This is a genomic window from Rhodobacter maritimus, from assembly GCF_058747975.1.
Genome location: NZ_CM179095.1, coordinates 2,281,783 through 2,294,637 on the forward strand (window position 1 = coordinate 2,281,783; position 12,855 = coordinate 2,294,637).

Below are 12,855 nucleotides of genomic sequence, written 5' to 3' on the forward strand. Positions count from 1 at the left end.
GCCCGCTCAGCCCGCCAGCAGGGCCTCGGCGGCGGCGCGCGCGGCCGCGCTGACCTCGGCGCCCGAGATCATGCGCGCGATCTCGTCCACGCGCTCGCCCTCGGCCAGCGGCACGACGGTGGATGTGGTCATGCCGCCCTGCACCCGCTTTTCCACGCGCCAGTGATGCCCGCCCCGCGCCGCGACCTGCGGCGAATGGGTGACGACAAGCACCTGCGCGCCCTCGGCCAGGCGCGCCAGACGCCGCCCCACGGCATCGGCCGTGGCCCCGCCGACGCCGCGGTCGATCTCGTCGAAGATCAGCACAAGCGCGTCCGCGCCGCGCGCCAGCACCACCTTGAGCGCCAGAAGAAAGCGCGACAACTCTCCGCCCGAGGCGATCTTGTTCAGCGGCCCGGCCGGCGCGCCGGGATTGGTGGCCACGCTAAAGGCCACGGCATCGCTGCCCTCGGGGCCAGGATCGCCGGGTGTGACCTGCGTGGTGAAGACCGCGCGCTCCATGCGCAGGGGCGCAAGCTCGGCCCCCATCGCCGTGTCGAGGCGGGCGGCCGCCGCATGCCGGGCGGCGCCCAGCTTCTGCGCGGCCGTCGCATACTCCGCCTCGGCCGCCGCAAGCGCCGCGCCAAGCGCGCGCAGGTTCCCCTCGCCCCCGTCCAGCGCCTGAAGCCGGGCGCGCAGGCCCTCGGCGAAACCGCCCAGATCGTCGGCCAGAACCTCATGCTTGCGGGCAAGCGCGCGGATCGCAAAAAGCCGCTCTTCGCAGGCCTCGAGCGCATGCGGATCGAAGGACAGCGCCTCAAGCGCCTCTTCGACGCCCTGCGCCGCTTCGCCCAGTTCGATCAGCGCGCGATCAAGCGCGGCAAGCGGCGCGTCAAGCTGCCCCTCGGCGCGGTCGGCCACGCCCTGCAACCAGCGATCGGCATCGCGCATCGCGCCCTCTGCCCCTTCAAGGCCAAGGGCCTGAAGCGCGCGCGCGACATCGGCGCGGATCCGCTCTGCGCCCTGCATCAGGCGGCGGCGGCGGTCCAGTTCGGCCTCTTCTCCGGGCCGGGGATCAAGCTTGTCCAGCTCGGCCACGGCATGGCGCAGGAACGCCTCTTCGCCGCGCACCTCGGCCAGGGCCGCCTCGGCAGCGCCCAGCCTGCGCCGCGCCTCGGCCCGCCCCTGCCAGGCTGCCCGGACCGCGGCAAGAAGATCCTCGTGCCCCGCGAACGCATCCAGCATGGCGCGGTGCCCGCGCGGATTGAGCAAACCGCCATCGTCCTGCTGGCCGTGCAGCTCGACCAGGGTTTCGGACAGGCTGCGCAATACCTCGCCCGAGACGCGGCGGTCATTGACGAAGGCGGTCTTGCGCCCGTCGCCGCCATTCACGCGCCGCAGGATCAGCTCATCCCCGCCGGGCAGCCCGGCATCGGCAAGGATCGCATGCGCCGGATGACCCGCCGGCAGGTCGAACACCGCCGTGACCTCGCCCTGCGCGGCCCCCTTGCGCACCAGGTCGGCGCGCCCCCGCCAGCCCAGAACGAAGCCCAGGCAATCCAGCAGGATCGACTTGCCCGCCCCGGTCTCGCCGGTCAGCACGTTCAGGCCCGGCCGGAAGGCAAGCTCCAGCCGGTCGATGATCAGCATGTCACGGATTTCAAGAGCCCGAAGCATCCTTGCCCCCGCAGCACATCCCTTCGCACCACCCCGCCGGGTGCCGCGCCGTCAGAGCCACTGGCCCTTGATGACCTGGCGATAGACCTTCGCCAGCCAGCTGTCGCCCTTCGCCTCAAGCGCAAGGCCGCGCCCGGTCAGCAGCTTGTAGCTGTCCTGATAGAAGGGCGAGGCCTGGAAGTTGTGGCCGAGGATCGCGCCCGCGGTCTGCGCCTCGTCGGTCAGGCCAAGCGCCAGATAGGCCTCGACCAGCCGGTGCAGCGCCTCGGGCGTGTGGGTGGTGGTCTGGAAATCCTCGACAACCACACGGAAGCGGTTGATGGCCGCCGTATAATGCCCCTTCTTGAGGTAGTAGCGCCCGATCTCCATTTCCTTCGCGGCCAGATGGTCGAAGGCAAGGTCGAATTTCAGAATCGACGAGCGGGCATATTCGCTGTCGGGATATTCCTCGATCACGGCGCGCAGGGCCTGAAGCGCCTGGAAGGTCAGGCCCTGATCGCGGCCGACCTCGTCGATCTGGTCGTAATAGGACAGCGCGAGCAGGTATTTGGCATAGGCCGCGTCTTCGTCACCCGGATAGGTGTCGATGAAGCGCTGCGCACTTGCGCGCGAGGCCTCGTAATCCTTGGCGCGGTGCTGGGCGAAGGCCTGCATGATCAGCGCGCGCTTGGCCCATTGCGAATAGGGGTAAAGCCGCTCGACTTCGGAGAAGTAGCGCAGCGCCTCTTCGGGGCGACGCGGGCTGCCGACCTCAAGCTCGTATTCCCCGCGTTTGTAGATTTCCTCGGCGGTGAAGCTTTCCAGCGGCGGCTCCTTGTTGCTGCCGCCACAGGCTGCAAGCGTCGCAACCAAAACAAGACTTCCGACCAGTTGAGCCGCCGATCTGCCGCGCGCCATGTCCTGCCCTATCCCGTTTCTGCTTTGGTTCTGCATTGCGTGGTGTGGAGTCACCCAAACCGCAAGCAGCGGTTTCGCCCGTCCTAGCACAGAAAAATCCGCTGCGCAAAACGCCTTTCGCACCAAAATGAAGGAGATATGCGATGCCCGCGACACCGGGCAGGACGGCCATGCATCCCGCGGCGCTCAGCGCGCGGCAACGGCCGCGCGGCAGACGCCCGCGCCGGGCAGGCTGTAGGCTTGGGCGGGGGTGCAGGTTTCCCATTCCCACGCGTCGGAATCGGCGAACAGCGCGCGCAGCAGGCGGTTGGTCATCGCATGGCCCGCCCGCGTGCCGGTATAGCGGCCCAGCACCGGCGCACCGGCCAAGGCCAGATCGCCAAGCGCATCCAGCATCTTGTGGCGCACGGCCTCGTCGCTGTGGCGCAACCCGCCGGGCGAGAGCACCCGGTCGCCATCGAACACCACGGCGTTTTCATAGGTGCCGCCAAGCGCAAGGCCGTTGGCGCGCATCGCGTCGACATCCGACTGGCGGCAGAAGGTGCGGCTGTCCATCAGTTCGCGCACGAAAGCGCCGTTGGCCATGTTCAGGTGCTTTTCCTGATGGCCGATCGCAGCATCGGTGAAGTCGATGGAAAAGTCGATCTCAAGCGCCGGGGCGGGCTCCAGCCGTGCCACGGCTTCGCCTTCGCGCACCTCGACGGGTTTGCGCACGCGGATCGCGCGCAGCGGCGCGCCCAGATTGCGCAGGCCCTTCGCCATGATGCCGCGCACGAACGGCGCGGCCGAGCCGTCAAGGATCGGAACTTCGGGGCCGTCGATTTCGATCAGGGCGTTGTGCACGCCCGCGCCCACCAGCGCGGCCATGATATGTTCAATCGTCGAGACGCGCACGCCGTCGGCATTCTCGATCAGCGTGCACAGGCGCGAGGGCGTGACCACATCCCAAAGCGCGGGGATACGGGGGCTTGCATCGGTGATGTCGGTGCGCAGGAATACGATGCCATGCCCGGCCGGTGCCGGGCGCACAACCATGCGCACGGGCTTGCCCGAGTGAAGACCCACACCCTCGAAAGTCGCGGCCGTTGCGATTGTCGTCTGCACGATCATGCCCTTTCACTGCTCGGTCGCTTCCATGGTCCAGGCCACGGCATTGCGACGCAGCATCAGGTAAACATGGCTGCCCTGCATCACAATTCACTCTTTGTAACGCAGTGAAACATTGCCGCCGCCGTTTGGCAGAACCCCGCCGAGCACGACACAACGCACTGAATAAAAACAAAAAATGGCCGGGAAACCCCCGGCCATATTCATGCTTTTGTGAAGCCTTAATTTGCCTGACGACGCAGGAATGCCGGGATTTCGATGCGGTCCTGCTCGGCACTGGCTTCGGCATCATCCTCATAGGCATGGTGCTGCGGGGCCGCCGGGCGGGGCTGTTGCACGGGGCGCGGAGCAGCCGCAGGTTCGGCCGCGTCACCATGGCCGGTCATCCGGTTGATCAGCGAATTGATCCCGAAGCGCGGTTTTTCGGCCTGCGGCGCGGGGGCCGGCGCGGCCGGGCGCATGGCCGTCATCGGCGATTGCGGCGCCATCGGGCGGCTTTGCGCGGGGGCCTTGTTCACGGCCGCCTGGAGGCGCGCAAGGGCCTCGGGCGACGGCGTTCCGGGTGCGCGCGGACGCGGGGCCACGAATTCGGCCGCGTCATCCTCGACATGCAGATCGCGCGGGGCGGGCTGCTGGGGCTGCTGCGGACGATAGGCGGGGGGCGGAAGCTCGGCTTCGGGCTCGGGCGCGCGGGGAGCGGTAGCCGCCGGCGCGGGCGCCGGGGCAACCGCGTCGAAAAGGTTGCGCTCTTCGGCCGGCTGCGGGGCCGCTTCGGCCGCCACGGCGGGTTGCACGGCCACGGCCGCTTGCGGGGCCTCGGCCACCGGCGCTTCGGCCGGGCGCAGCGGCTCGGCCAGCGAACGGCGCGGCACCGGCACTTCGGCGGTGGCGGGCACCGCGTCGATCCCCGTCGCCACGACCGAAACGCGCATCATGCCTTCCATGTCCGGATCGAGGGTCGAGCCGACGATGATATTGGCGTCGGGGTCCACTTCCTCGCGGATGCGGTTCGCAGCCTCGTCCAGCTCGAACAGGGTCAGGTCGTAGCCGCCGGTGATGTTGATCAGCACGCCCTTGGCCCCGCGCAGCGAGATTTCGTCCAGAAGCGGGTTGGCGATGGCCTTTTCGGCGGCCTGCACCGCGCGATCCTCGCCCGAGCCTTCGCCCGTGCCCATCATGGCCTTGCCCATCTCGTCCATCACGGCGCGCACGTCCGCGAAATCGAGGTTGATCAGGCCGGGGCGCACCATCAGGTCCGTCACGCCCTTGACGCCCTGATACAGCACGTCATCGGCCATGGCGAAGGCTTCGGTGAAGGTGGTGCGTTCGTTCGCAAGGCGGAACAGGTTCTGGTTGGGAATGATGATCAGCGTGTCGACCACCTTCTGCAACGCCTCGATCCCCTCTTCGGCCTGGCGCATGCGCTTGGAGCCTTCGAACTGGAACGGCTTGGTCACGACGCCGACGGTCAGCACGCCCAGCTCACGCGCGGCCTGCGCGATGATCGGGGCGGCGCCGGTGCCGGTGCCGCCGCCCATGCCCGCGGTGATGAAGCACATATGCGCGCCGGCCAGATGGTCGACGATCTCCTCGATGGTTTCTTCGGCCGCCGCGGCCCCGACCGAGGGACGCGCGCCCGCGCCCAGCCCTTCGGTGACCTTCACGCCCATCTGCACCCGCGCGCTTGAACGCGATTGCTGCAAGGCCTGCGCGTCGGTATTGGCCACCACGAACTCAACGCCTTCCAGCGCCTGTTCGATCATGTTGTTGACCGCGTTGCCGCCCGCGCCGCCGACCCCGAACACCGTGATGCGCGGCTTGAGGTCTTCCTGTTCCGACATGATCAGATTCAAGGTCATTGGTTCCGCCTGTTGATTAATGGGCCCTGTCCCGGCCGAGTTCCCCGAAATTCAAGCGATTTTAGCCGCGATTCCGTAATACGTCATCCGAAAAACACGCATTTTGCACAAAATCTGGAAGCAGAATACCCCGCGCAAGCGGTATTTCGCGCATGTGTCATCATCTTGTGATGGCATAGGCCGCCACCACAGGAATGTGAATCACCAGTTGTCGCGGAACCAGCGCATCGCGCGGCGCAGCGACCGGGCCGGATAGCGTTCGGCCGGGATCTCGAAATCCCACCATTCGTCCTGCGGATGGGCGGCAAACAGCGCCAGCCCGACGGCCGAGGCAAAGCCCGCCCCGGTCGCGGCCTGCGGCAGGCCCTGCACCCGCAGCGGCCGGCCAAGGCGCACATTGTGGCCCAGGATGCGCGCGGCCAGCCCGTCAAGGCCGGGGATCTGGCTTGCGCCGCCCGTCAGGACGATCTGCTGGCTTGGCAGATGCTCGAAGCCTGCGGCGTCAAGGATCGCGCGCACCTCTTCGAGGATTTCCTCGACGCGCGGGCGCATGATGCCGATCAGCTCGGCCCGGCTGATGGACTTGCGGTCCTTTTCCCAATCGCCGGAATTGCCCGCAAGCTCGATCCTTTCGCGGTCGTCCATGCCGGTGGCGTGCACGCCGCCATGCATGGTCTTGATCCGCTCGGCCAGCGTCATGGGCACCTGGAGGCCCGCGGCGATGTCATGCGTCACATGCTCGCCGCCAAGGCGCACCGCATCGGCAAAGATCATGTGCTTCTTGATGAAGATCGACACGCCCGTGGCGCCGCCGCCCATGTCGATGCAGGCCGCGCCCAGCTCCTGCTCGTCTTCGACAAGGCTCGAAATCCCCGAGACATAGGCCGACGAGGCGATCCCGGCCAGTTCCAGATCGCAGCGCCGGATGCAGTAGATCAGGTTCTGCACCGCATCGGCATTGATCGTCAGCAGGTGCATGTCCACCGCGACGCGGTTGCCCACATGGCCGCGCGGATCGCCCAGCCCCGTGCGATGATCGAGCGAGAAGTTCACCGGCTGCGCGTGCAGCACCTCGCGCCCGTGCCCGATATCGGGCAGATCGCACGCCGCCAGAACGCGCGCCACGTCCTGCTCGTCGACCTGGCCGCCCGCCACCTCGACCTCGCCCGCAAGGCCGTAGCTGCGCGGCCCCGCGCCCGAGAAACAGGCGATGACATGGTCGACGCGGGTATTGGCCATCTTCTGCGCGGCCTGAACGGCGGTGCGGATCGCGCGCTCGGTCTCGGCCATGGCGTCGATCTCGCCGAATTTCACGCCGCGCGATCGGGTCGTCGCCGCGCCGATCACGCGAAAGGCCGACTGCCCCGCCAACGGCCCCATGCCGTCGGTTTCGCGGAATTCCTCGGGGCCGTCGAAGCGCAGGACCAGGCACGCGATCTTCGAGGTGCCGACATCCAGAATGGCGATCACGCCGCGCTGCATCGCCGCCTTGCGCATGTTCCGCATCGCACGTTGGGATTGATAAAGATCGGTCATGGCCCAGCCTTCACTTTCGTCACTTGTCCGGTGATCCGGCGAAATTCATCGAGCGCCCCGGCCGAAAGCCGGATCGTCGGACGGTGTTCGTTACGCATGTCGAGATGGGTGAAATCCCGCGCGAGAATGTCCTCGGCCGCATCGAGCGCCAGCACGCGGTCGACCGCGCGCACCGGATCCTGTTCGGGCAGCATGATGCGCTGATCACGGTCCAGCACCAGGTCCCAACGCCGCTCGCCCACGCGCACAAGGCCGCGCGCGCGCTTCAGGATCGGCGCGGCGGCGGCCAGAACCTCAAGCGCCTCGGGCACGGCACGGTCGGCGCCACTGCCGGCGATCAGCGGCAGGTCGGGCCGCGCGGCGCGGTCGATCAGCGTGGCCACGCGGTGGCCGCCCTCGTCCAGCATCTCCACCCCCTGCGGCGTGCGCCACAGGATCGCGGGCACCCGCTCGGTCACGCTGGCTTCCAGCACGCCGCCCGAGCGGATCACCAGCTTCACATCGGCCACCGCATCCAGCTTGCGGATCGTGGCGCGGAACTCGTCCAGGTCGATCGTGAAGGACGACGCGGGCAGCCTGACGGGCAGCATCGCACGGATGGCGCTGTCCAGCTCGGGGTTGGCGCCCTCGATCTTCATCAGGCCGACCATGAATTCGGGGCGGTTCTGAAGGGCCACCTTCAGATCCTGATACTTGCCCGCCAGATCGGCCCGCCGCCCCTCGTCGCCCAGCCACAGGCCAAGGCCCAGCACCACCACGAAGACCGGCACTCCGATCCGCGTCAGCGACCGGAAGGCCGGCGTCAGCCACAGCCGCTGCATCCGGTAGCGCGTTCGCGAAGGCGCCGGATCGCGCAGCGGCGCCGCGGCCGGGACCGGCGCGCGCAACGGCGGCGCGCGCCGCGTCATGGCGGGGGTCAGCGGTCGCATGAGGCATCCTCCACCAGCCAGCGGCACAGCTCGGGAAAGCTCGTGCCCATATGCGCGGCCTGCTCGGGCGAGAGCGAGGTCGGCGTCATGCCCGGCTGGGTGTTCGTCTCAAGCAGGAACAGCCCGTCAAGGCCGCGCGCCTCGTCCCAACGGAAATCCGTGCGCGACATGCCGCGACAGCCAAGTGCGCGATGCGCGCGCAGCGCATAGTCGAGGCAGGCCGCCGAGACCTCGCCGGGAAGTGCGGCGGGCAGCACATGGCGCGATCCGCCGGGGCTGTATTTCGCGTCGTAATCATACCAGCCGGTGGTCTGGATCTCGGTCACGCAAAGCGCGTGATCCCCCAGCACCGTGCAGGTCAGCTCGCGCCCGCGCACATAGCTTTCCACCATCACCACATTGGGCATCGTGTCAGCCAGCTGCGGCGGGCTGTTCGCCCCGTCAAGCACGATATAGACCCCGACGGACGAGCCCTCGCTGTTGGGCTTGACGACATAGGGCGCGGGCATGACATGCCGCGCCATCACCTCGACCCTGGGGGCCAGAAGGCTTTTGACGACCGGCAGGCCCGCCGCCTGGAACGCGGTCTTCGCGCGCGTCTTGTCCATCGCCAGGGCCGAGGCCAGAACGCCCGAATGCGTGTAGGGAATGCGCAGCCACTCCAAGAGGCCCTGCACGCAGCCATCCTCGCCCCAGCGGCCATGCAGGGCGTTGAACACGCAATCCGGTTTTATTTCGGACAAACGATCCGCCAGATCGGGGCCCGCATCGACCTCGACCACATCGAATCCCGCCACCCGCAGCGCACGGGCACATTCGTGCCCGCTGGACAGCGACACCTCGCGTTCAGCCGAGGGGCCACCTTTCAGAACCGCCACACGGTGGGTTGTCCTGCTCGACACACCCGCCACAATCGCCTCTTCCCGGGTTAATCCCGTGGATTATTGATCTTTATTCCGCGTCGCGGGCACTTGCCGGTTCGCCAACGCGCATGATTTCCCACTCTAGCGAAATTCCCTGCGTCTGCAAAACCTTTTTGCGCACGTCCTCGCCCAGGCCTTCCAGATCGGCAGCACTCGCCCCGCCGGTATTGATCAGGAAATTGGCATGCATCGGCGACATCTGCGCGCCGCCGCGCACGGCCCCGCGCATGCCGGCGATCTCGATCACCTTCCAGGCCTTCAGATCGTGCACGTCATCGGCCCGCCCGGTCGAGGAATAGCCCGCCGGATTGCGGAAGGTAGAGCCCGCCGTGCGCTCTTTCGTGGGCTGCGAGGCATCGCGGCGGGCCAGCTGATCGGCCATCTTCGCCTCGAGCGCGTCGGGATCGCCCGGCGCCCCTTCGAAGGTGGCGCCCGTCAGCACCCAGCCCTCGGGCAGTTCGGAATGGCGATAGGCAAAGCGCAGATCCGCAGGCGACAGGACCACCCGCTCGCCCGCCCGCGTCAGCGCCCGCGCCTCGATCAGGTGATCGGCCACATAGGTGCCGTAGCAGCCCGCATTCATGCGCAGCGCGCCGCCGATCGCACCGGGGATCGTGCGCAGGAAGGTCAGGTCCACCCCGCCCTGCCCCGCGCGCCGCGCGACATGGGCATCCAGCGCCGCGGCCCCCGCATGCACGCGGTTGCCCTCGACCGTGATCGCGTTGAAGCCGCGCCCCAGCCGGATCACCACCGCCCGGATGCCGCCATCGCGCACGATGAGGTTCGACCCCACCCCCATCGGGAACACCGCCACCGCCGGGTCGAGCGCGGCCAGGAAGCCCGCAAGGTCATCCTCGTCCGCGGGCTGGAACAGCCAGTCCGCCGGCCCGCCCACGCGCAGCCATGTCAGATCGGCAAGCGGGCGGTCGGGCGTCAGCGCGCCGCGCGGTGTGAAGGGATGGGAAAAAAGTCGCTCCATGTCCGATTGCCTAGCGTCCCGTGCGAACGGGGGCAAGGACGGATATGCCCGGCGGGCGGCGGATGACTTGCAGGCCGCCCCGATGCGCAGCACCGAAACCGCCCGATGCGGCCGGGGCCAGTTTCAGACCGGTCCAGCCCTGGCGTCACGCCCCCTTGCCAATGCTTGGCGGGATTACTCCGCCGGTTCGACAGCCCGCAGGCGGCGCAGGAAGAATACCACCGGCCAGCGCAACACCGACACGCCCCCCGCCAGAACCAGAAGCCCAACCCAGGGGCCGTTTTGCAGCGTCACCCAGCCAAGGATCGGCACTCCTGCCGCGATCAGCGCCCAGGCCGCCGGCCAGTGGAACCGCCGCGGGCCAAGCGCGACCAGCGTCGCCGCCAGCCCCCAGATACAGGCGAGGATCAGCGAATAGGTCATGCGCGGCTCCGGTTCGGGTATGCATTCATCCGCTCAGGCCCCCAGCTTTTCGGGCAAGGCATTGGCCCAGGCCGAGATCGTGCCCGCCCCGAGACAGACCACCATGTCGCCCGGACGGGTCTGTTCGCGCACCAGTCGGGCCAGATCGTCCTCGGACAGGATCGCGCGGGCATGGCGGTGACCATGCGCGATCAGCCCCGCCACAAGGTCATCGCGGCTTGCCCCCTCGATCGGGTCTTCGCCCGCGGCATAGACCTCGGCGATGGCGACCACGTCAGCCTCGTTGAAGCAGGTGCAGAAATCCTCGAACAGGCTGTGCAAGCGGGTGTAGCGATGCGGCTGGTGCACCGCGACCACACGGCCCTTTGTGGCCTGACGCGCAGCCTTTAGAACGGCGGCAATCTCTACCGGGTGGTGGCCGTAATCGTCGATGATGGTCACGCCGCCCAGCACCTCGCCCACCTTGGTGAAACGCCGGTTGACGCCGCCAAAGCCCGCAAGGGCCGCGCGGATCTCGTCCTTTTTCATGCCCAGATGGCGCGCCACCGCCACCGCCGCAAGCGCGTTCGAGACGTTGTGGTCACCCGGCATCGGCAGCGTGCAGCCCTCGATCACAGACCCCTCGCCCTCGCCCCGCAGGGCGATGTCGAAATGCGCGACGCCGTTTTCATAGCTCAGGTTCACCGCGCGCACATCGGCCTGTGCGTTGAAGCCGAAGGTCACCACGCGCCGGTCGGTGATCCGGCCCACAAGCGCCTGCACCTCGGCATGATCGGTGCAGCACACCGCCAGCCCGTAGAAGGGAATGTTCGACACGAAGTCGTAAAACCCCTTGCGCAGCGCGTCGAAGCTGCCCCAGTGCTCCATATGCTCGGGGTCGATATTGGTCACGATGGCGATGGTCGCGGGCAGGCGGTTGAACGAGCCGTCGCTCTCGTCGGCCTCGACCACCATCCATTCGCCCGCCCCCGCCCGCGCGTTCGAGCCATAGGCGTGGATGATGCCGCCATTGATGACCGTGGGGTCGAACCCGCCCTTGTCCAGCAGCGTGGCCACCATCGTCGTGGTGGTCGTCTTGCCATGCGTGCCGCCGATGGCGATGTTCGAGCGCAGGCGCATCAGTTCGGCCAGCATCTCGGCGCGGCGCACCACGGGAAGGCCGCGGCGGCGCGCCTCTTCCAGCTCGGGGTTGCCCTTCTTGATCGCGGTCGAGACGACGACCACCGCCGCATCGCCCAGGTTTTCGGCGCGCTGCCCTTCGAAGAAGGTGGCGCCAAGGCCGACCAGACGCTCGGTGATCTTCGAGGCCTTCGCGTCCGAGCCCTGCACCGTGAACCCCTGCGTCATCAGCACCTCGGCAATGCCGGACATGCCGATCCCGCCGATGCCCACGAAGTGGATGGGGCCCAGTTCACCGGGCAGTTTCGTCGCGGCAGCACTCATGCGTTCTTCTTTCCTGCAAGCATCTCGACCAGTTCGACAAGCCGCGCGGCGGCATCGGGAATGCCGTAGCCAAGCGCGGAGTGGGCCATCTGCACGGCTGCGTCGGGATTGTCCAGCACCAGCGCCACCTGTTGCGCAAGGGAACCGGCGTTCAGCCGCGCCTCAGGGATCAGGATCGCGGCCCCCGCCTCGACCAGGCCACGCGCATTGGCGGTCTGGTGATCGCCCGTCGCCGCGGCATAGGGGATCAGGATCGCGGGCCGCCCGATCACCGAGATATCGGCCACCGACGAGGCCCCCGAGCGCGAGATCACCAGCTGCGCCTCGGACAGGCGGCGCGGCACATCGCGGAAGAACGGCGCGACCTCGGCCGAGATCCCGGCGCCTTCATAGGCGGCCACGACACGCGCCTGATCCTCTTCGCGGGCCTGATGGGCAACGCGCAGATTGCGGCGCAGCGCTTCGGGCAGTTGCGCAAGCGCGCCCGGCACCACATCGGACAGGATCCGCGCGCCCTGGCTGCCACCGATGACCAGAAGGCTCATCGGATAGTCACCCGGCGGGATATAGGGGGCGCCCTGCCGCTCGGCCACGGCCGCGCGCACCGGGTTGCCGGTATGCACGCCCTCGACGCCGGCGGGAAGATCGGTGGGCCAGGTGCCGCAGGCAAAGGCATCGACGCGGCGGGCAAACAGCCGGTTCACCTTGCCCATCACGCCGTTTTGTTCATGGATCGCGCGGGGCACGCGCAACAGCACCGCCGCCGACAGCGCCGGAATCGTCGGATAGCCACCAAAGCCTACCACCGCCGCGGGCCGGTCCGCGATACCCGCGGCAACCGCCTTCAGGACACCCCCCGCGATGCGAAACGGCACCGCCAGCCGCGCCAGAACGCCGCCTCGCGCGAATGTGGCCGAAGCGACCTGCTCGATCTGCACGACATGGGGAAACCCGCCCGCATAGCGCGCGCCCCGCGCATCGGTCGACAGCTTGACCCGCCAGCCGCGGCGCACCATCGCCTCGGCCAGGGCCTGGGCGGGGAACATGTGCCCGCCGGTACCCCCGGCGGCGATCAGCAGCAGCGGCGCGCGCGGATTGGCCAT

11 protein-coding genes are annotated in these 12,855 nt (G+C 68.3%); all 11 read right to left on the reverse strand.

Going from position 1 to position 12,855, the window contains the following annotated elements:
• Positions 1 to 6: 6 nt before the first annotated feature.
• Positions 7 to 1,656, reverse strand: coding sequence for a DNA repair protein RecN (gene recN / locus AC4PTO_RS11655; RefSeq protein WP_492728645.1), 1,650 nt, complete (start codon positions 1,654 to 1,656; stop codon positions 7 to 9).
• 51 nt (positions 1,657 to 1,707) lie between these two features.
• Entirely contained in the window at positions 1,708 to 2,553 is an 846-nt protein-coding gene (locus AC4PTO_RS11660) for an outer membrane protein assembly factor BamD (RefSeq protein ID WP_492728647.1), read from the reverse strand.
• Positions 2,554 to 2,739: 186 nt separating this feature from the next.
• Positions 2,740 to 3,657 carry a UDP-3-O-acyl-N-acetylglucosamine deacetylase gene (gene lpxC / locus AC4PTO_RS11665; RefSeq protein ID WP_492728649.1) on the reverse strand — a complete coding sequence of 306 codons (918 nt, stop codon included), beginning with the start codon at positions 3,655 to 3,657 and terminating at the stop codon, positions 2,740 to 2,742.
• Positions 3,658 to 3,881: 224 nt separating this feature from the next.
• Complete coding sequence (ftsZ, locus tag AC4PTO_RS11670; protein WP_492728651.1) at positions 3,882 to 5,519, reverse strand: cell division protein FtsZ; 1,638 nt, start codon at positions 5,517 to 5,519, stop codon at positions 3,882 to 3,884.
• A gap of 201 nt (positions 5,520 to 5,720) precedes the next feature.
• Positions 5,721 to 7,055 carry a cell division protein FtsA gene (gene ftsA, locus AC4PTO_RS11675; protein WP_492728652.1) on the reverse strand — a complete coding sequence of 445 codons (1,335 nt, stop codon included), beginning with the start codon at positions 7,053 to 7,055 and terminating at the stop codon, positions 5,721 to 5,723.
• A complete protein-coding gene (locus AC4PTO_RS11680) occupies positions 7,052 to 7,984 on the reverse strand; it encodes a cell division protein FtsQ/DivIB (protein WP_492728654.1) in 933 nt (310 codons plus the stop codon). The genes ftsA and AC4PTO_RS11680 overlap by 4 nt, the downstream gene beginning before the upstream one ends.
• Entirely contained in the window at positions 7,972 to 8,895 is a 924-nt protein-coding gene (locus tag AC4PTO_RS11685; protein ID WP_492728656.1) for a D-alanine--D-alanine ligase, read from the reverse strand. Before AC4PTO_RS11685 ends, AC4PTO_RS11680 begins: the two co-directional genes overlap by 13 nt.
• A gap of 40 nt (positions 8,896 to 8,935) precedes the next feature.
• Positions 8,936 to 9,886 carry a UDP-N-acetylmuramate dehydrogenase gene (gene murB / locus AC4PTO_RS11690; RefSeq protein ID WP_492728657.1) on the reverse strand — a complete coding sequence of 317 codons (951 nt, stop codon included), beginning with the start codon at positions 9,884 to 9,886 and terminating at the stop codon, positions 8,936 to 8,938.
• A 174-nt stretch (positions 9,887 to 10,060) separates the two neighbouring features.
• Entirely contained in the window at positions 10,061 to 10,309 is a 249-nt protein-coding gene (locus AC4PTO_RS11695) for a DUF2484 family protein (protein WP_492728659.1), read from the reverse strand.
• 33 nt (positions 10,310 to 10,342) lie between these two features.
• Complete coding sequence (gene murC, locus AC4PTO_RS11700) at positions 10,343 to 11,752, reverse strand: UDP-N-acetylmuramate--L-alanine ligase (protein ID WP_492728661.1); 1,410 nt, start codon at positions 11,750 to 11,752, stop codon at positions 10,343 to 10,345.
• On the reverse strand, positions 11,749 to 12,855 hold the full coding sequence (locus AC4PTO_RS11705) for a UDP-N-acetylglucosamine--N-acetylmuramyl-(pentapeptide) pyrophosphoryl-undecaprenol N-acetylglucosamine transferase (protein WP_492728663.1): 1,107 nt from the start codon (positions 12,853 to 12,855) through the stop codon (positions 11,749 to 11,751). The genes murC and AC4PTO_RS11705 overlap by 4 nt, the downstream gene beginning before the upstream one ends.

Coding starts and splice junctions, on each gene's coding strand:
- ftsA (WP_492728652.1), bottom strand. CDS start 7,055: ATGACCGATCTTTATCAATCCCAACGTGCGATGCGGAACATGCGCAAG.
- murB (WP_492728657.1), bottom strand. CDS start 9,886: ATGGAGCGACTTTTTTCCCATCCCTTCACACCGCGCGGCGCGCTGACG.
- recN (WP_492728645.1), bottom strand. CDS start 1,656: ATGCTTCGGGCTCTTGAAATCCGTGACATGCTGATCATCGACCGGCTG.
- ftsZ (WP_492728651.1), bottom strand. CDS start 5,519: ATGACCTTGAATCTGATCATGTCGGAACAGGAAGACCTCAAGCCGCGC.
- murC (WP_492728661.1), bottom strand. CDS start 11,752: ATGAGTGCTGCCGCGACGAAACTGCCCGGTGAACTGGGCCCCATCCAC.
- AC4PTO_RS11660 (WP_492728647.1), bottom strand. CDS start 2,553: ATGGCGCGCGGCAGATCGGCGGCTCAACTGGTCGGAAGTCTTGTTTTG.
- AC4PTO_RS11680 (WP_492728654.1), bottom strand. CDS start 7,984: ATGCGACCGCTGACCCCCGCCATGACGCGGCGCGCGCCGCCGTTGCGC.
- AC4PTO_RS11695 (WP_492728659.1), bottom strand. CDS start 10,309: ATGACCTATTCGCTGATCCTCGCCTGTATCTGGGGGCTGGCGGCGACG.
- AC4PTO_RS11705 (WP_492728663.1), bottom strand. CDS start 12,855: ATGGCCAATCCGCGCGCGCCGCTGCTGCTGATCGCCGCCGGGGGTACC.